At 29.2% G+C, this 19,289-nt stretch carries 20 protein-coding genes; 12 read left to right on the top strand and 8 right to left on the bottom strand.

Annotated elements, in window-relative coordinates:
* Window positions 1-720, bottom strand: coding sequence for a TerB family tellurite resistance protein (locus tag B8063_RS02385; RefSeq protein ID WP_085069083.1), 720 nt, complete (start codon window positions 718-720; stop codon window positions 1-3).
* A 32-nt stretch (window positions 721-752) separates the two neighbouring features.
* Here B8063_RS02385 and B8063_RS02380 point away from each other — a divergent pair, with 32 nt between their 5' ends.
* The gene (locus B8063_RS02380; RefSeq protein WP_075521711.1) at window positions 753-1,046 is read left to right on the top strand and encodes a hypothetical protein; all 294 of its coding nucleotides are present in this window, start codon (window positions 753-755) and stop codon (window positions 1,044-1,046) included.
* Here B8063_RS02380 and B8063_RS02375 read toward each other — a convergent pair.
* Window positions 1,043-1,390 carry a thiol-disulfide oxidoreductase DCC family protein gene (locus tag B8063_RS02375; RefSeq protein WP_075521710.1) on the bottom strand — a complete coding sequence of 116 codons (348 nt, stop codon included), beginning with the start codon at window positions 1,388-1,390 and terminating at the stop codon, window positions 1,043-1,045. The genes B8063_RS02380 and B8063_RS02375 overlap by 4 nt on opposite strands.
* 87 nt (window positions 1,391-1,477) lie before the next feature.
* Here B8063_RS02375 and B8063_RS02370 point away from each other — a divergent pair, with 87 nt between their 5' ends.
* From B8063_RS02370 to B8063_RS02360, 3 genes are read left to right on the top strand one after another with little or no spacing between them, the layout of a single operon-like run.
* Window positions 1,478-2,890, top strand: coding sequence for a metallopeptidase TldD-related protein (locus B8063_RS02370; RefSeq protein ID WP_085069081.1), 1,413 nt, complete (start codon window positions 1,478-1,480; stop codon window positions 2,888-2,890).
* A gap of 3 nt (window positions 2,891-2,893) precedes the next feature.
* The gene (locus B8063_RS02365; RefSeq protein WP_085069079.1) at window positions 2,894-4,210 is read left to right on the top strand and encodes a TldD/PmbA family protein; all 1,317 of its coding nucleotides are present in this window, start codon (window positions 2,894-2,896) and stop codon (window positions 4,208-4,210) included.
* Window positions 4,207-5,178: an NAD(P)-binding protein gene (locus B8063_RS02360; protein ID WP_085069077.1), complete on the top strand. Its 972-nt coding sequence runs from the start codon at window positions 4,207-4,209 to the stop codon at window positions 5,176-5,178. The genes B8063_RS02365 and B8063_RS02360 overlap by 4 nt, the downstream gene beginning before the upstream one ends.
* Here the strand turns inward: B8063_RS02360 and B8063_RS02355 are convergent.
* Window positions 5,171-5,860, bottom strand: coding sequence for a DUF6134 family protein (locus B8063_RS02355; RefSeq protein WP_085069075.1), 690 nt, complete (start codon window positions 5,858-5,860; stop codon window positions 5,171-5,173). The genes B8063_RS02360 and B8063_RS02355 overlap by 8 nt on opposite strands.
* Window positions 5,861-5,993: 133 nt before the next feature.
* On the opposite strand from B8063_RS02355, the gene yczE reads away from it, so the two are divergent.
* On the top strand, window positions 5,994-6,638 hold the full coding sequence (gene yczE, locus B8063_RS02350) for a membrane protein YczE (protein WP_085069073.1): 645 nt from the start codon (window positions 5,994-5,996) through the stop codon (window positions 6,636-6,638).
* On the opposite strand, the gene typA is transcribed toward yczE, so the two are convergent.
* From typA to groES, 3 genes are all read right to left on the bottom strand, one after another.
* Window positions 6,631-8,460 (bottom strand): translational GTPase TypA, encoded by a 1,830-nt coding sequence (gene typA, locus B8063_RS02345; protein ID WP_085069071.1) that lies wholly within the window; start codon window positions 8,458-8,460, stop codon window positions 6,631-6,633. The two genes, yczE and typA, sit on opposite strands and share 8 nt — an antisense overlap.
* Before the next feature lie 247 nt (window positions 8,461-8,707).
* Window positions 8,708-10,363, bottom strand: coding sequence for a chaperonin GroEL (gene groL, locus B8063_RS02340; RefSeq protein WP_075521703.1), 1,656 nt, complete (start codon window positions 10,361-10,363; stop codon window positions 8,708-8,710).
* A gap of 23 nt (window positions 10,364-10,386) precedes the next feature.
* The gene (gene groES, locus B8063_RS02335) at window positions 10,387-10,680 is read right to left on the bottom strand and encodes a co-chaperone GroES (RefSeq protein WP_075521702.1); all 294 of its coding nucleotides are present in this window, start codon (window positions 10,678-10,680) and stop codon (window positions 10,387-10,389) included.
* Window positions 10,681-10,801: 121 nt separating this feature from the next.
* Between groES and B8063_RS02330 the strand changes: the two genes are divergently transcribed.
* From B8063_RS02330 to B8063_RS02305, 6 genes are read left to right on the top strand one after another with little or no spacing between them, the layout of a single operon-like run.
* Window positions 10,802-11,617: a TIGR01459 family HAD-type hydrolase gene (locus B8063_RS02330; protein WP_085069069.1), complete on the top strand. Its 816-nt coding sequence runs from the start codon at window positions 10,802-10,804 to the stop codon at window positions 11,615-11,617.
* Window positions 11,611-12,534 (top strand): bifunctional riboflavin kinase/FAD synthetase, encoded by a 924-nt coding sequence (locus B8063_RS02325; RefSeq protein WP_085069067.1) that lies wholly within the window; start codon window positions 11,611-11,613, stop codon window positions 12,532-12,534. The genes B8063_RS02330 and B8063_RS02325 overlap by 7 nt, the downstream gene beginning before the upstream one ends.
* Window positions 12,535-12,540: 6 nt before the next feature.
* A complete protein-coding gene (ileS, locus tag B8063_RS02320; protein ID WP_085069065.1) occupies window positions 12,541-15,264 on the top strand; it encodes an isoleucine--tRNA ligase in 2,724 nt (907 codons plus the stop codon).
* Window positions 15,265-15,762: a signal peptidase II gene (gene lspA / locus B8063_RS02315; protein ID WP_075521698.1), complete on the top strand. Its 498-nt coding sequence runs from the start codon at window positions 15,265-15,267 to the stop codon at window positions 15,760-15,762.
* Window positions 15,749-16,075, top strand: coding sequence for a DUF3035 domain-containing protein (locus B8063_RS02310; protein WP_085069063.1), 327 nt, complete (start codon window positions 15,749-15,751; stop codon window positions 16,073-16,075). The genes lspA and B8063_RS02310 overlap by 14 nt, the downstream gene beginning before the upstream one ends.
* A 2-nt stretch (window positions 16,076-16,077) precedes the next feature.
* The gene (locus tag B8063_RS02305) at window positions 16,078-17,250 is read left to right on the top strand and encodes a glucose-6-phosphate isomerase (protein ID WP_157101710.1); all 1,173 of its coding nucleotides are present in this window, start codon (window positions 16,078-16,080) and stop codon (window positions 17,248-17,250) included.
* On the opposite strand, the gene rsmD is transcribed toward B8063_RS02305, so the two are convergent.
* Complete coding sequence (rsmD, locus tag B8063_RS02300; RefSeq protein ID WP_075521696.1) at window positions 17,242-17,805, bottom strand: 16S rRNA (guanine(966)-N(2))-methyltransferase RsmD; 564 nt, start codon at window positions 17,803-17,805, stop codon at window positions 17,242-17,244. The two genes, B8063_RS02305 and rsmD, sit on opposite strands and share 9 nt — an antisense overlap.
* Window positions 17,806-19,068 (bottom strand): phosphoribosylamine--glycine ligase, encoded by a 1,263-nt coding sequence (gene purD / locus B8063_RS02295; protein ID WP_085069061.1) that lies wholly within the window; start codon window positions 19,066-19,068, stop codon window positions 17,806-17,808.
* A 23-nt stretch (window positions 19,069-19,091) separates the two neighbouring features.
* Here purD and B8063_RS02290 point away from each other — a divergent pair, with 23 nt between their 5' ends.
* A complete protein-coding gene (locus tag B8063_RS02290) occupies window positions 19,092-19,289 on the top strand; it encodes a DUF2093 domain-containing protein (protein WP_075521694.1) in 198 nt (65 codons plus the stop codon).

Raw genomic sequence — 19,289 nt, 5'->3', positions numbered from 1 at the left:
TTAGTTTTTTAATTTTTGAACTTGGTCCCAAGCAGAATTTATAGATCTCATTTTCTTTTTACTTTCTTCTATAACTTCAGGAGGAACACCTTTGCTTAAAAGCAAATCAGGATGGTGTTCTTTACTTAGTTTAATATATCTTTTTCTTATTTCCGTTAGGCTATCATCAGGATTACTTTCAAGCACTATATAAGGGTTTAGCTTATCAGATGACTTTCTGCTTTCCTTCAAACTATTAAATTGACTTTCACTGAGGCCAAATATTCTTGCAATATCTTCTATCATAACCAACTCGGCTTGACTTATGTTACCGTCAGCTTCAGCTATGTAGAATAAAATATTTATAACCTCTTCAAGTACGTTTAAATTTCCTCTATAAATTTGAGCAATTTGTTCTGCATATGGCTTATACCCAGTAGATTCATTTTTTGCTTTATTAAAAATTTTTCCAACGTGATCTATTTCATTTTCAGGAATTTTAAGTTTATCTTTAACTGCAATTAACTCTTCTTTACTAACTTGTCCATCTGCCTTACTTAATTTTGCAGAGAGAACAATCAAAGACAGTGCAAAGATTTGTTGTGGTTGTGCAAAAGAATTATTTACTGAGCCTTTTGCTCTAGATATCTTTCCACCGATCAAGGAACCTAACAGCATACCAAAAGGTCCTCCTAGTGAAAAACCAATCATTCCACCTATTAAACTTCCCCAAATAGACATAAATATTTTAAAATTATATAATAAATTTTAAAATGTTAACAACTTCTTTGATCTTATTTATACTTTTTTTACTATTCAGTTGGGTAGCTTCATGGATTAGATACTTTAACAAATTAGATAAAAGATTTGGCGAGTCCATTTGGAGATATAGTTATGACCATCATGTGTTAGGCGAGAGGGATATTTCAATTTTAGATGATAGGGAGTTTGTTCTATTGAGACGGAAAAGAAACAGTGTAATTACAACTATGTACTTTATTGTTTTTTTAGCATTTATCTTTTTTATGTCATTAATGGGCGACATACTTATAAAAATAACTGGTTAGTTTTTTAGTTGTTTTCTATTTTTTAAATATAAGAAAAAAGCAACAATTTCATAACCTATATAAAAAAAATGGTAAACAATTGGTAATTTAAAAAATTTGTATAAAATTTTGTATTTTGGGATTTCTTTCCAGACTAATAAGAAAGCATCAACGCCAACATAAATTCTTCCTTCTTTTTCTACATGTAACCTTCTTAAAAGCTCTTTATCAGATTTATTTGTTTCATCTTCTGCTTCTTTATTTTTAGTTATATCTATCCAGTTTAACTCACTAATATTTTCTTTTTTATAAAGGTTAATTTCTGCTCTACAAATACTACAAGAATTATTAAAATAAACTTTCATCAATTAAATTTATAATGATTTTTTTAATTTTTCTTAATGTGATAAAACGACTGTTGAAATATTAATTATGGCAACTACATTAACTCAATGTCAAATTTCTTCAAAAATAGCGATTTAGATAACACTAAAGCAGAGAGTATAGTATCAGATACACTAAATAATTGTGATGACGGGGAGTTATACCTAGAAAATTCGAAATCAGAATCAATCTTATTAGACGATAACAAAATTAAAAATTCAAGCTATAGCTCTGACTTAGGCTATGGTTTTAGGGCAATTACAGGAGAAGTTGTAGCTTATTCTCATTCTAATGATATTTCAAAAGACTCTATTTTAAAATCAAGTGAAAATCTTAAAGATACACTTAAATCGAAAAAGGGTACCTACAATCATGAAATTCTCAAATCAAATAAAAAATATTATGAAGATCTAAATCCAATTGAGGAAAAATCACAAAATTCAAAAATAAAAATTTTAAATGAGGTAAATAATTACATTAGATCCAAAGGCGATATTGTTAGCCAAGTAACAGCCAGCTTTTTAGGCGAACACAAGGAAATCGAAATTATACGATCAAATTCTGAGGTTTTAAAAGATGTAAGACCGTTGGTTAGATTTAATGTTTCAGTCGTATTAGAAAAAAATGGAAAAAAAGAAACTGGTGTTTATGGCATAGGTGGAAGACAGTCCTATGATGAATATTTAAAAAATGAAAATTGGAAACATGTTTGTGACGAAGCTTTTAGAATTGCTGATGTAAATCTTAAAAGCAAACCAGCTCCTGCTGGAGAAATGAAAGTCGTTTTAGGACCAGGTTGGCCAGCGATACTAATTCATGAAGCAATTGGACATGGTTTAGAGGGAGATTTTAACAGAAAGAAAACTTCAGCATTTCATAATTTGATGGGCCAAAGAGTTGCTAGTGAGGGAGTAACAATAGTAGATGATGGTACTTTAAATCTTCGAAGAGGAAGTCTAACCATTGATGATGAAGGCACACCAACAGAGAATACTGTGTTAATTGAAAACGGAATACTTAAAAACTTTATGCAAGATAGGCTTAATGCAAGACTTATGAATACGAAATCTACAGGTAGTGGTCGAAGAGAAAGTTATAAACATGTCGTATTACCAAGAATGAGAAATACAATGATGTTAAGTGGAAAATATTCACAAGATGAAATGATAAGATCAGTTGATAAAGGTATATTTGCAGTGAGTTTTGGAGGAGGACAAGTCGATATTACCTCAGGAAAATTTGTTTTTAATTGCACTGAAGCTTATGAAATTAATAATGGAAAAATAGGCTCTCCAATCAAAGGCGCTACATTAATTGGTGACGGTCCATCAATTTTAAAAGAAGTTTCAATGGTTGGGAACGATATGAAACTAGATCCTGGAATTGGCACATGTGGAAAAGCTGGACAAGGTGTTCCTGTAGGAGTCGCTCAACCATCTATTTTAATAAATAAAATGACAGTCGGTGGAACACAACTTTAACAAATGGTCAAAGATCAAGAGTATTTAAATAATATTGCAAGTCAAACAATTGAGTATTCAAAAAAGCTCGGTGCCACAGATGTAAATGTTGAAGTTGTTCATTCCATCTCAGAAACAGTAAATTTAAGAAATAAACAATTAGATGAATCAAACAGATCTGATAGTTTTGCTATAGGCATTACGACTTATATAGACAAAAAAAAATCAACTATCTCATCCTCAAATTTATCAAAAGATAATATTAAAATACTTACAGAAAGATGCATTGAGACAGCAAAAATAACTCCTGATGACGAATTTAATTCATTACCTGACAAGGAATTAATGGCAAAAAATTTTGAAAGTTTGGATCTTTATGATGAATTTCATGTTCCAAATAATAAAAAAATAGACATTTTAAAAGAAGCCGAGGAAGCTGCATCTAAAGAAACTAAAATTATTAACACTGAAACAGACTTTACTGAAAATAAGTCAAATTTTGTTTTAGCCAATAGCAATGGTTTTATAAATGGATATAAAACTTCAAACTTTAATATTAGTTGTGTAGCGGTTGCTAAAAAAGATAGCCAAATGGAGAGAGATTATGACTTTACTACTAAAAGACATTTTTCTGATTTAATTAACCCTAAAAATATAGGTGAATGTGCTGCAGCAAATACGATAAAAAAATTAGATCCTAAGAAAATAAAAAGTGAGAAAATAGGTATTGTATTTGATAAAAAAATTTCGAAAGGTATTTTGAATGTTTTATCAAGCGCAATATCTGCAGGGGCTATTTCAAGAGGAACCTCATTTTTAAAGAATAAAATTGGTGAAGAAATTTTTCCTAAATCTCTAAATGTTATAGATGATCCAAAAATAAAAAAAGGACTTGGCTCTAAAAATTTCGATAGCGAAGGAGTAGAAACTAACAATCTTAAATTAATCGAAAACGGTGTATTAAAAAGTTATTTAGTAGATACTTATTACGGAAAAAAATTAAATTTGAAATCAAATGGTAGATGCGGTGGTACAAGTAACTTATATTTTGAAAATGGGAGTATGCCTCTTGAAACACTACTTAAATCTAGTAAAAAAAATTTATACATTACAGAAACAATTGGACATGGCACAAACCTTGTAACTGGAGATTATTCTGTTGGAGCAAATGGTTTTATGGTTGAAAATGGTGAATTTATATATCCTGTAAGTGAAATTACAATTGCAGGAAATTTTAAGGACATATTTAAAAATATTACTTTGGCTAATGATCTAGAATTTAAATACTCTACTAATGCACCAACTCTTTTAGTTGAGGGTATGATTGTAGCTGGAAGGTGAAAAGTATTTGCGTAATTGGTAGTGGGATTTCTGGTTCAACAATTGCTAATTTGTTATCTAAAAAATATAAAGTCGATGTTTATGAAAAAGCAAAAGGAATTGGCGGCAGAAGCTCTCATAGAAGGTATCTAAACAAATTAGGTTTTGATCACGGGCTACAATATATCTCTCCAAAAACGAGCAAATTTAAAAAATTTTGTTCTGGATTACAAAAAAAAAGAGTTTTAAAAAAATGGCAGGGTCCACATAATTTTGATCACAGTAAAGTTTTAGAGAATAAAAAACATACCAAACTTATTGGAGTAAAAGGAAATAATGCAATATCAAAATATTTATTAAAAAATATAAATTGTATTTTTGGATATGAGCTATCTAAAATTGAGAGGATAAGAAAAAATTGGAAATTAAGTTTTTTAAATGGTGATGTTAAATATTATGAAATATTAATAATATCAATTCCTTTTGCACAATCAAAAAAACTATTAAAAAAATTTCTTCCTAATTTTTTCAAGAATAAAAAAGTAAAAATGGAGGCAAATATCACAGTTATGACTGTAACAAATAAAATTAAAAATAATTTTTCAAGTTTCTTATTTAATGATGAAGTAATAGGGTGGGCAGCTAAAGAAAATAGCAAAAAAAGGTTTAAGTACAAATACGATCTTTGGACAATTCAAAGCACATTTAAATGGGCTAATAGAAATATTTTAAATTATAGAAATAATAAAAAAAATTTTACGAATTTTTTGATCAATAGATTTAAAAAACTATCCAAGATAAATATCAATAAAATATATTTCTCAAATATCCATGGTTGGAAATATTCTGCAAACAAAAAAAACTTAAATATTCAATCTTTATGGAGTAAATCATTAAAAGTTGGGATTTGTGGTGATTGGTTCGGTGGCCCTCGTTATGAAAATGGATGGATAAGCGCCAGTGATTTATATAAAAAAATTACTAATTAACTTTTTTTAGTCTGTACTCCCAAGTACCTAATCTTTTATATCGAATTTTAACTATCATTGCTCTTTTTTTATCGTACCAAATTTCAAAATCTAGTCTCTTATCTTTTGGAAGACTTTCATCAGTAGATTTAAGTCTAAATTTTTCAACATTAATTTCATTTTCATAAAGTCTAATTTTTTCCTTTTTTAGAAATTCTACTGATTGTTTTTTGATACTCCCAGAAAGTGGACTAATTTGAGTGTCTGATTGTAACAATCTATGATTCCACCAATTACCAATTATATTCTCTAAATTTCCAGTTCCTTTATACGAAGATCCATTAATTTTAAAATTTCTATTTTCTTCATCGAAGAACACTTCCACAAATTTTTTTTTATCATTTTGTACTGTATCTGATTTAAAATAAATTAGTTGATCATTTTCGTAAATTTCCAAACCTTCACTAATAACTGAGAAAACTGTTATACCCATGAGTTTAACTTCAAAGTTTGTGGTATTTGTTACTTCAAATTTTTTTTGAGTTTTATTAAAAAAAAATTTACTAAACCCTATATATTTATTGTCTTTAAATATTTCCATTTCAATCGATTTAATATTTTTATAATGATCAGTGTGAGCATACGCATTTATTTTAAATAAGATTCCTAAAGCAATGAAAAAAGTTAAAATGATTTTATTCATAAAATTTATTAAATTATTTTAATAGAAATTAATATTTAACTAAAGTGAGAAGATATTAGAAGAGAATATAGATAAACTTATTTTCTGTTGTTTATACATAAATTCTGTTATGCAATAAGATCTTTGATTGATAATGTTTTTAACTATTAAAAAAATTCCAATAAAAACCTGGAGCTCAGAAAAACCTTTAAATTTTAAACCCAAATTTTCAACATTTTTTTTTCTTTGTTTGGGATTAGTTTTGTTTGGTTTAGGAGAAGGTCTTTTAGTTTTATCAACAACTGGTAATTCACCGTGGTCAGTATTTGCTGAAGGAATATCCAAAAAAACGGACATATCGATTGGTGTAGCTACATTTATTGTTAGTGTGAGTGTCTTATTTTTGTGGATTTTTCTAAAACAAAAGCCAGGAATAGGAACAGTTATGAATATTATCATTATTGCTGGAATGATTGATGTAACTTTATATTTGTTTGATCCACCAACAAATTTTTTTTCTAAATATTTATTATCAATTGTTTCTGTATTGTTAGTTGGATTAGGTAGTGGAATATATTTGGTTGCTAACTTAGGACCAGGACCTAGAGACGGTTTGATGACTGGATTGACAAAAATTACAAATTTACCAATTGCCTTTGTGAGAGCTTGTCTAGAAATTTCAGTTGTCTTAATTGGATGGTATTTAGGTGGAACTGTTGGTGTTGGAACATTAATATTTGCATTTGGGATAGGCCCTGCAGTTGCCTTTGGTTTATTCTTTGTTAATAAAATTAGTTAGCTAAAGAGGCTGCTTTTTCAATTCTTTTTCTCTCGTGAGGATCTAGGATTGATTTTCTCAATCTACATGATTTAGGAGTTATCTCTAAAGCCTCATCAGTGTTCAACATGCTTAACTGCTCAGCAATTGACATTTTTCTCACTGGAGTAAGGACAACATTTTCATCTGTTCCTTGTGTTCTCATATTTGTTAATTTTTTTCCCTTCATGACATTAATTATCATATCTCCAGGTTTTGGAGCTAAACCAACTATCATACCTGAATAAACAGGATCATTATGAGTTACGAACATCTCACCTCTTGCCTGTAGATTAAATATTGCAAAGGCAACAGCTTTACCTTGTTCCATAGAGATTAAAGCACCATTTCTTCTACCTTCCATCTCTCCTTCAAATTTACTATATGAGTGAAAAATTCTATTTATTACGCCTGTGCCTTTTGTAAGAGTTAAAAATCTACTTGTATAACCCATCAGACCTCGAGTAGGTGCATGGAAAATAAGTCTCTTTTTATTTTTGCCTGTATCCTTAAGATCTATCAACTTTCCTTTTCTTCTATTCATAGAGTCAATGATTTTTGATGAATATTCCTCGTCTAAATCTACGGTTATTTCTTCAAAAGGTTCTAATTTATTTCCATCATCATCTTTTTTGAATAAAACTCTTGGTGGGCTAACGGTTAGTTCAAATCCTTCTCTTCGCATTTGTGTAAGAAGAATTTCTAACATTAATTCACCACGTCCACTAATTTCAAATGCATCTTTGTTTTCATTTTCGGAAAATGTAATTCCAACATTATTTTGAGCCTCAACCATCAATCTTTCTCTGATCTGAGTGCTTGTTAATTTTTTACCTTCGGTACCTGCGAGTGGCGAACTATTTACAGTAATCTTTATTGACATTGTTGGTGGATCTATTGGAGTAGCTTGAATTGGATTATCTACATCTAGATCACAAATAGTATCCGCAACATTTGCTTTTTCTAGACCAGCTACAACGACTATATCTCCAGCTTCACCTATATCTATCGGAACTTTTTTTGTACCTTCATATCTAAATATTTTAGTTAATCTTCCCTCATCAACTTTTTCACCATCTAAATTTATTGCTTTAATTTGTTGATTTGCTTTTGCTGTACCTTGAGATATTCTTCCAACTAAACTTCTACCTAAGAAACTATCAGCATAAAGTAAGGTAGACAGCATCGCGAAAGGTTTTGTCTTATCAAATTTTGCTGGTTGCACATGTTCAATTACTAAATCTAATAATGGATGCAAGTTTTCCCTAGGACCATCAATTTCTTTACTAGCCCAACCCGATCTACCACTAGCATATATAACTGGAAAATCTAATTGTTCTTCATTTGCATCTAAACTTACAAATAAGTCAAAAGTTTCATCTAATACTTCATTTGCTCTTTGATCTGGCTTATCTAATTTATTTATTACCACTATTGGTTTTAGCCCTTGCTTAAGTGCTTTTGCTAAAACAAATTTAGTTTGAGGCATCACACCCTCAGCCGAGTCAATTAATAGCAAAGCTCCATCCGCCATACTTAAAACTCTCTCTACTTCTGCTGCAAAATCTCTGTGTCCAGGAGTGTCAATTATGTTTATTCTTGAATTATTCCAATTAATGGATGCTGGTTTGGCTAAAATTGTAATTCCTCTCTCTTTTTCAAGTTCACCGGAATCCATTAATCTTTCATCTACAACTTCATTTTCTCTAAAAGATCCGCTTTGTTTCATCAGATTGTCGATTAAGGTTGTTTTACCGTGATCGACGTGAGCGATAATGGTTATGTTTCTAATTTCAGTTGTCATTTGAGCGCCGTTATATATAAAAAATATTTTTTTAAAACATCTAAAAACACAATATTACAAAGCATTTTTTCTCAATTACTAAGTGATGGATACAACTTGAGTATAAATATAGATTCGTAGCATGTGGTTAATTAGAAAAAGACTACATAAATTTGTTAGATTAAGTTTTCATCCACCATGAAGTGGATAAAAAAAAGGCCATCACAAGGACGGCCTTTTTAAATTTTGTTTTAAGCAAATAGGATAATTACATACCCATTCCACCCATACCGCCCATACCGCCCATTCCTCCAGGAGGCATACCAGCAGCAGAAGCATCTTTCTCTTCTGGTTTATCAGCAACCATTGCTTCAGTTGTAACCAATAATCCAGATATAGAAGCTGCGTCTTGTAAAGCTGTTCTTACTACTTTAACAGGATCAATTATTCCCTCTTTAAACATATCCACGTATGATTCAGATTGAGCATCATAACCATTTGAAGATTTGTTAGTCTCAAGCAGTTTTCCAACTACTACAGAACCATCAACACCTGCATTTTTAGTGATTTGTCTGATTGGAGCTTGTAAAGCACTTTTTACAATTTCAACACCAGCTTTCTGGTCATCACCCTTAACTTTAACTTTATCAAGGTCTTGAGATGCATAAAGTAATGCACATCCACCACCAACTACTATACCTTCTTCTACAGCAGCTCTTGTTGCATTAAGTGCATCTTCCACTCTGTCTTTTCTTTCTTTAACTTCAACTTCAGTTGCACCACCAACTTTGATCACTGCAACTCCACCTGCTAACTTAGCTAATCTTTCTTGAAGTTTTTCTCTATCATAATCAGAAGTTGTTTCCTCAACTTGTTGTTTGATTTGAGCACATCTTGCCTCGATATCGGATTTTTTACCTGCTCCACTTACAATAGTACTATTCTCTTTATCCACTTTTACTCTTTTAGCAGATCCAAGATCATTTAATTTTACGTTTTCAAGTTTAATTCCAAGATCCTCAGAAATAACTTGTCCACCTGTTAGAATAGCAATATCTTCAAGCATTGCTTTTCTTCTATCTCCAAAACCTGGAGCTTTAACAGCCACAACTTTTAAACCACCTCTCAATTTGTTAACTACTAAAGTTGCCAAGGCTTCACCCTCAACATCTTCAGAAATTATCATTAGCGGTCTTCCAGCTTGAACTACAGCTTCTAAAAGCGGAACCATTGGTTGTAAGTTGGTTAATTTTTTTTCATGCAAAAGAATTAAAGGGTTTTCCAATTCTGTTGTCATTTTATCACCATTTGTAATAAAATAAGGTGATAGATATCCTCTGTCAAACTGCATACCTTCAACAACATCTAATTCAGTGTCTATACCTTTTGCTTCCTCGACGGTGATTACACCTTCATTACCAACTTTCTGCATTGCTTTTGAAATCATGTTTCCGATTTCTTTGTCGCCATTTGCAGAAATTGTTCCTACCTGTGCAATCTCATCACTATCTTTAACTTTTTTTGCTGATGATATTAATTTTTCTTTAACAGAATCTACAGCAGCATCGATACCTCTTTTTACGTCCATTGGGTTCATGCCCGCAGTTACGTATTTACAACCTTCTTTAACAATCGCCTGTGCTAGAATTGTTGCAGTCGTTGTACCATCTCCCGCTTCATCATTTGTTTTGCTCGCAACCTCTTTAACCATTTGAGCACCCATGTTCTCAAACTTGTCCTCAAGCTCAATTTCTTTTGCAACTGATACACCATCTTTAGTAGTTCTTGGAGCACCATAAGATTTGTCTATAACAACATTTCTTCCTTTTGGTCCAAGAGTAACTTTCACAGTATTTGCAAGTATATCAACTCCTCTAAGCATTGCTGTTCTTGCTTCTGAGTCGAATTTAACTATTTTTGCCATTATAAACTCTCCTTAATTAATTATTATTTTCCTGATGAAATACCCATAATGTCAGATTCTTTCATTATGCTGTATTCTTTACCATCTATTTTGACTTCAGTTCCAGACCACTTTCCAAAAAGAACTTTGTCGCCAACTTTAACATCCATAGGGATTATTTTTCCATCCTCTGTTTTAGCACCACCACCAACTGCAACTACTTTACCCTCTTGCGGTTTTTCTTGGGCTGTGTCAGGGATAATTATTCCACCAGCAGTTTTTTCGCTGCTATCTAATACTTCGATTAACACTCTATCGTGTAACGGTTTGAACTTCATATAAACTCCTTTAAATTAGCATTCATATAGAGGTCAATAATGAGTATTTCAAGATCCCTGGAGAAATTTATGGAACCAAAAAAGCAAAGAATTAATTAGATTTTTAGGCTATATCTCAATCATGATAACAAACCTTGATACAGAAGGGCTTAGTAAAATCGCATTTGATTACGATCTTTTTTATATCGATATATGGGGAGTGATACATAATGGTTTGAAGCTTAATTTTTCAGCCGTAGAAACCTTGAGACATCTAAAAGAAAATAAAAAAGAATATGTGCTTTTAACAAACGCACCAAGACCTAATGAACCTGTAATAAAATTTTTAAAAAAAATGGGTCTAAAAGAAAATTTTGAAAATGTTTTCACTTCAGGTGAAGCCGCTTTAAAATATTTAAAAAGCGATCTTAAAAACAAAAAATTTTTCCACATAGGACCCCCAAGAGATTATGATTTATTTTCATCTTTTAAAAATTTAAAAGAAACAAATATAGATTTAGCAGATTATATTCTTTGCACAGGTTTATTTGATAATTATAACAAAGATTTAGATTATTATAAAATACTTCTCAAAGAACATTTAAAAAAAAAGATGATATGTACAAACCCAGATTTAATAGTCGATAAGGGAAATGTAAGAGAATATTGTGCAGGATCGGTAGCAAAAGTTTTTGAAAATTTAAAAGGAGAAGTTATATATTTTGGCAAACCATACCCCCCTGTTTATGAGTTATCTGCCGAAACTGGAGATAAAAAAGTTCTATGTATAGGTGATAATCTTAACACAGATATTAAAGGTGCCAATGTTCAAAATTTTGATGCTTTGCTAATTACAGGGGGCATTCATAGAAATGAAATTTCTGATAACAAAATAGAAAATTTAGCTAAATCTTACAATGTTAAAATTAATTATATTCAAACAGAACTAAAATGGTGAGAGTAAAAATATATAAAAATTTTAATGTTAGAAAACAACATCAAAACGCAATTATATTAATTGGTAACTTTGATGGACTGCACTTAGGTCATCAAAAATTATTTAATGAAGCTCTGAGGTATAAAAAAAAATTTAAACTAAATCTTGGAGTAGTTACTTTTGATCCTATTCCAAAGATGTTTTTTAATAAAGAAATAAAAAATTATAGGATTTCAAATTTTAACCAAAAGATAACATACTTTGATAAATATAAAGTTGATTTTATAATTAACAAAAAATTTGATAAAACATTTTCAAAAATAGAATGTAATTCTTTCATAGAAAAATATTTATACAAAAAGTTAAAATCAAAGTTTCTCTTTGTAAGCAATAATTTTAAATTTGGATATAAACGTAAGGGTGATGTTATTCTTTTAAAAAAATTTCAAAAAAAGTTTAAATATAATCTTATTAAACCAAAACCTTTAATTAAAAAAAATAAAATTGTTTCATCAACATTGATTAGAAATTATTTAGAAAGTGGAAAAATAGAAATAGCAAACAAATTTTTATCAAGAAAATGGTCTGTAGAAGGAAAAGTTGAAAAAGGCAGAATGCTTGGAAGAAAAATAGGTTTTCCGACGTGTAACATTGATATTAAAAATTACGTGATTGCTAAACCTGGAGTTTACTCTGTAAATGTGAAAATAGACAAAATCAAAAAAATTTTTAAAGGGATCGCAAATCTTGGTTTTCGACCAACTTTTAATCAAAAAAAAATATTGTTAGAGGTAAATTTATTTAATTTTTCTGGAAATCTTTATAATAAAAAACTATCAGTAGATTTTAAAAAATTTATAAGAGGTGAAAAAAAATTTAAAAATATAGACCAACTAAAGAAACAGATTAATAAAGATATTTTATCTGCAAAAAAATAATATCCTATGAGCAAAGAACATATAAATCTACCAAAAACGGCTTTTTCAATGAAAGCCAACTTACCAGTAAGAGAACCCGGTATTTTAGATTACTGGCAAAAGATTGGCTTGTACAAGAAATTAAGACAAAAAAGCAAAGGTAAAGAAAAATTTGTTCTTCATGATGGACCTCCTTACGCAAACGGAAATATTCATATGGGAACAGCTTTGAATAAAATTCTAAAAGATATAATCACAAAGTTTCATCAGATGGATGGCAAAGACTCTGTATATGTTCCAGGTTGGGATTGTCATGGATTGCCAATAGAATGGAAAATTGAGGAACAATATAAAAAAAATAAAAAAAACAAAAACGATGTTCCAATTATTGAATTTAGGAAAGAGTGTAGAGATTTTGCAACCAAATGGATAGGAATTCATAAAGATCAATTTCAAAGGCTTGGTGTAATTGGCGATTGGGAAAACTATTATTCTACTATGAGCTTTGATGCCGAAGCTCAAATAGTAAGAGAACTTGGAAAATTTTTAAAAGAAGGGAGCTTATATAGGGGATACAAACCAGTTCTTTGGTCTACAGTAGAAAAAACTGCTCTTGCAGATGCTGAAGTTGAATATATGGACCATGTGTCCGATACAATTTACGTAGAATTTCCAGTTGTTAAAACAAATTTTAAAGAGATAGAAAAATCAAATGTTGTTATATGGACAACCACACCTTGGACCATACCTGCAAACAAAGCTTTAGCTTACAATCAAAGTTTAATTTATCTATTATTGGAGATTGATAACGAAAAAAAAATTATAATTGCAAAAGATCTTTTAGAGTCCTTCAAAAAAGACACTAATATTGAAAACACAAAAATTATTAAAGAATTTTCTGGAAAGGAATTCAAAGGTACAATTTGTAGTCATCCATTTTATTCGATTGGGTATGATTATGAAATTCCCATGTTAGAGGCGAGATTTGTAACGACTGAACAAGGAACTGGAATTGTACATTGTGCACCAAGTCATGGTCCAGATGATTTTAATTTATGCCTAAATAATAATATTAAAGCTGTTGAAACAGTTGATGATGATGGGAGATATACAAAAAATATTTTGCATTTTGAAGGGCTACATATTTTTAAAGCTAATAGTGTCATTATAGAAAAATTAAAAGAACATAAAAAACTTATTGCAAATGGTAAATTAAATCACTCGTATCCACATTCATGGAGATCAAAAGCTCCATTAGTTCACCGTGCTACCCCACAATGGTTTATATCGATGGAAAGTCATGAATTAAGATCAAAAGCATTGAAAGCATTGGATGAAACAACTTTTTATCCAAGTAAAGGAAAAGAAAGAATTAAGTCAATGATAGAAACCAGACCTGATTGGTGTGTTTCAAGACAAAGAGTTTGGGGAGTGCCTTTACCAATTTTTATATCAAAGAAAGATGGCAAGGTCTTAATTGATGATGATGTTTTTGAAAATATTGCACAGATTTACGAAAAGGAAGGTTCGGATTGTTGGTTTTCAGATGATTATCAAAAATTATTGGGAAACAAGTATAAAGCTGAAGATTTTAATAAACTAAGTGACATTGTTGAAGTATGGTTTGACAGTGGGTCTACTCACTCTTTTGTTCTTGAGAAAAGAGCCGACCTTAAATGGCCAGCATCTATGTATCTAGAAGGATCTGATCAACATCGAGGATGGTTTCATTCATCACTATTAGAATCTTGTGGCACGAGAGGCAAAGCTCCTTTTGAAAGCATTTTATCCCATGGATTTGTAGTAGACGGAAAAGGTCTAAAAATGTCTAAATCGCAAGGAAATGTTATAGCTCCTGAAGATATTTTAAAAAAATATGGGGCAGATATTTTAAGAATTTGGGTTGCTTCATCTAATTACGCAGAAGATCTAAGAATAGATTATTCAATTTTAGATCAACATGCAGAGTCATACCGTAAAATAAGAAATACTTTTAGATTTTTACTTGGAAATATAAATGATGAATATGAAGAATACGATTTTAGTAATTTAGAAATTGTTAATTTACCAGATCTAGAAAAGTATATGCTTCATCGTTTAGCTAAAGTGAACCAAAGTTTTCATAAAAATTTTCAGTCATACAACTTTCATCAACTTTACAAAGAATTATTAAATTTTTGTACAGTTGAGTTATCAGCATTTTATTTCGATATCAGGAAGGATTTATTGTACTGTGACCCAATTAACTCTGATAAAAGATCTGACTGTATCAAAGTTCTGAATATTATTCTGCAGTGCTTGTTAAAGTGGTTTGCTCCTATATTATCTTTTACAACAGAGGAAATTTTCAAACTTTTAAATCAAAATAGCGACAAGCAAAGTATACACTTAGAAAATTTTATCAAAATTCCATCAAATTGGTTTAATGAAAATATCGAACATAAATGGGATAATATTAAAAAAATTAGAGATGAAGCTAATATTAGTATCGAAACAAAAAGAGCTAGCAAGGAAATAGGCTCCAGTCTAGAGGCAAAAATTTTAATAAAATTAAATAAAGATTTATACAATATAACGAAAAATGAGAATTTTTCCGAAATTTGTATTACTTCAGAAAGTAAAATAGTTGAAGATCAGAATACTGACAGGGAAGTTGAAGTGGTTACAGAAAAAGCCGAAGGAAGTAAATGTTCTTTATGCTGGAAAATAAAATCAAAAAAATGTGAGAGAATTAATTGTCAAATCTCCTAAATGAATAATTCATTAGTAAAAAAATTATTAATATATGTTTTAATAGTTTTAGTAATTTTTGCTTTAGATAGGTTTAGTAAACTTTTTATACTAAATATCTTGGAGGACAAAGATAAAGTAGACATTTATATTAACTCCTTTCTAAGCTTATATTTAGTTTGGAATAAAGGAATTGGATTTGGTTTATTTTCATTTGATGATGCTACAGCATATAATTTAATAACCTTAATAATATTATTCATTAACGTAATTATAGTTTATCTGATTTTTGTAGAAGAAGGTTTGAAGATTTATTTTTTACTTACTATATTAGGTGGATCATTAGGCAATTTTTTTGATAGATTATATTATAAAGCAGTGCCCGATTTTATTGATATAAACTACAACGGTTATCATTGGTTCATTTTTAATGTTGCAGATATCTTTATTACGCTAGGAATCATTTGTCTTATTTTGGCTGAATTGTTAAATTATAAATCATCAAATGAAAAAAAATAAAAATCTATCAGTTATATTGATTTTATTTAGTCTATTTTTATATTCATGCCAAACTGCAACGGAAGCATTACAAGGAAAAAAAAGATCGGATCAAAGTGATGAATTTTTAGTTGAAAAAAAGAATCCATTAGCAATGCCACCTGATTTTGACAAACTTCCAACACCAGGTAATCAAGAGGTGTCCACTGAGATGTTTAGTGATAACAATGAGGTTAAAGATTTATTAAATATAGATGAGAGTAAAAACCAAAATGTTCAAAATGATGGGAATTCTACAGATATTGAAAGCTCTATTTTAGAGAAAATTCAATAATAATGTTTACAAAAAATATAAATTTTTCAAATTTTAAATTTAAGTCAAACCTCAGTAAGAAAAAAAATTTACTTAAAAAGATAAATAATAAAAATATTTTTATAGAATTCCCTTTATTGAAATCTCTAACTAAAGAATATCAAATGGGATACGATAGGAGTTTAATAAAATCACTAAAAAATTATAAAAAAATTAATTTAATTGGTATGGGAGGTTCAATTTTAGGTACCCAGGCAATTTACGATTTTTTTAAACAAAGAATAAAAAAAAATTTTAATTTTTTCGATAATCTTCAGGCAAAAAAATTTGTTTCTTCAAATGAAAAAAAAATTAATATTTTAGTCTCTAAATCGGGCAATACGCTGGAGACAATCTCAAATTTTAATATTTTGAAGCAAAAGGAGAAAAAAAATAAAAATATTTTTATCACTGAAAAAAAAATAAGTTTTTTAACAACTCTCGCAAAGAAATTAAAAATCGAAGTTATTGAGCATAAAAATTTTATTGGAGGAAGATATTCTGTGCTTTCCGAGGTTGGAATGTTACCAGCAGAATTGATGGGGTTAAATGAAAAAAAATTTAAAAACTTTAATCAATTAATTAAAAATAAAAATTTTGTTAATTCATTAATAGAAAATGTTTTAGCAATAAACCATTTTGTTTTTAACAAAAAAACTAACTCTATCATTTTAAATTATGATGAAAAATCAGATAGTTTTTTTAGATGGTATCAACAATTGACAGCAGAAAGCTTAGGAAAGAAGGGAAAAGGTATTTTACCATTAATTTCAACAATGCCAAAAGATAATCATAGTCTTCTTCAACTTTATTTAGATGGACCAAAAAATAATTTTTTTACTTTTTTTAGCGTAAGTGAAAAAAATTCTCCTAAAATAAACAATTCAAATTTGAACAGTAACTTTAGTCATCTTAAAAACAAAAACTTATACAAAATTTTGGTATCGCAAAAAAAAGCAACCGAAAATGTTTTCAATAAAAAAAAAATTCCTTTCAGGTCATTTAATGTTCATAATAGAAATGAAGAAACAATGGGTGAGCTTTTTAGTTTTTTTATTTTAGAAACTATTCTTTTAGGCCAGTTAATGAAAGTAAATCCTTTTGATCAACCCTCTGTTGAATTAATTAAAAAAGAAACTGTAAAAATATTAAGATAATTTTCCAAAAATTATTTTAGAAATACCATAATTCTTTTCTCTTTGAATTAAAAAGTTTTCAGAAAATCTATCAATGGTTTTTTTATTTCTGTGCAATATTAATAGTGTACTTTTATTAGCTAATTTTTTCTTTTTGATTTTATCAATTATAGTTTCAATATTTTTATCCTTGAATGGTGGGTCTAAAAAAATTATGTCAAATTTATTATCAAATATATTTTCCTCATTGAATTTATAAGAGTCACTTTGATAGACACTCGCTTTTTTTAATAGTTTAAATTTTTCTAAGTTCTTTTTTAAAAGCATATTTGACTGATGATAGTTTTCAAAAAATACAACTTTTTCAGCACCTCTTGACAAACATTCAATACCAAAGGATCCAGTGCCAGCAAATAAATCTAAAATTTTGGCTCCTTTTAAATTTATAGTTTCATTATTTGAGTGTTCAATTATGTTAAAAATAGACTCTCTAACTCTATCTTTTAATGGTCTAGTAGATTTATCGGTAGGCGCTAAAATTTTCTGTCCCTTAAGATAGCCTCCAATTACACGCATCTAATCTATAGCCTTGAAACCAATGTCTTTTCTAAAAAATCCACCACCCCAATTTAAATCCTTAATTTTATCAATTGCTGATTTTCTAGCCTCTAAATAACTCTCTGAAATACTTACAAAATTTAATACCCTTCCACCATTAGCGAATATTTTGTCATTTTTAGAAATTGTTCCTGCGTGGAAAATGAAATTATTTTTGTTATTTTTAATTTTATTAAGATTTTTTATTTCAACGTTTTTTTCGTAACTTTCTGGATAACCCTTTGAACATAAAACAATAGATAAACTTTTTTTATCTGACCAATCTACGTTGGATTGATTTAATTTTTGTTCACAACAAGCATTAATTATATCTAAAAAATCTGATTTTAGTAATGGAAGAATAGTTTGACACTCTGGATCACCCATACGCACATTGTACTCAATTAAAAATGGCTCATTATTTTTAATCATTAAACCTGCATAAAGAAATCCAATATACTCCTCTCCAAAATCTCTTATAGCTTTAAAAGTAGGCTCAATAATTTTATCAATAATTTTTTTTTCTAAATCTTTATTTATTAAAGCTGATGGAGAATAAGCACCCATGCCTCCAGTATTTTTTCCTGTATCATCTTCACCAACTCTTTTATGATCTTGCGCGGTGTTAAATTGTTTGAAACTTTTTCCATCTGAAATGACAAAAAAACTCATTTCTTCACCTTCAAGAAATTCCTCAATTACAATTTGATCAGCTTTTCCAAATTTTCCATCAAATATTTCTTTCACTGCTTCATTAGATTTTTCAAGATTTTCACAAATATAAACTCCTTTTCCTGCTGCAAGCCCATCTGCTTTAATGACTATTGGAAATTTAACTTGGTTTAAATATTTAATAGATTCCTTCAAATTTTTTAAAATATTAAATTTTGCTGTAGGTATATTATATTTTTTACAAACATTTTTAGTAAACGTTTTTGATCCTTCAAATTGAGATAGTACTTTATTTGGTCCAAAAACTTTTATTTTTTTTTCTTGCAAAAAATCAGCTATACCATCTACCAAAGGTTTTTCTGGACCAACAACTACTAATTCAATTTTATTTTTCAAAATAAAATCATAAATGCTTTCAAAGTTGTCTAGATTTAAATTAACATTTTCAGCCAAATGACATGTGCCAGCATTTCCTGGAATACAATAAATTTTAGTGGTTTTTTTTGACAATGACATTTGATTTACCAACGCGTGCTCTCTTCCACCACTTCCGAGAATTGCAATTTTCATATAGATATTTATATATCTCAATAATGCAAAATAAGTTAGCTAAATTAAAATACCTTCCTAATAATTTTGAGATTATTGAGGAAGGCGACCATGTAATATGTTCTATATCTGGAAAGAAAATTCTTTTAGAAAATTTGACTTATTGGAATGTTGAAGAACAAGAGGCATATTTTTCTTATAAAGAGGCCGCAGTTAAAAGAGATAGGTTAAAAAAATCTTAA

It is taken from the genome of Candidatus Pelagibacter sp. RS40 (assembly GCF_002101295.1).
Classification (GTDB): Bacteria; Pseudomonadota; Alphaproteobacteria; order Pelagibacterales; family Pelagibacteraceae; genus Pelagibacter.
Note: the sequence above shows the minus strand (reverse complement) of the source record. Positions and strands in the feature narration are given on the sequence as shown.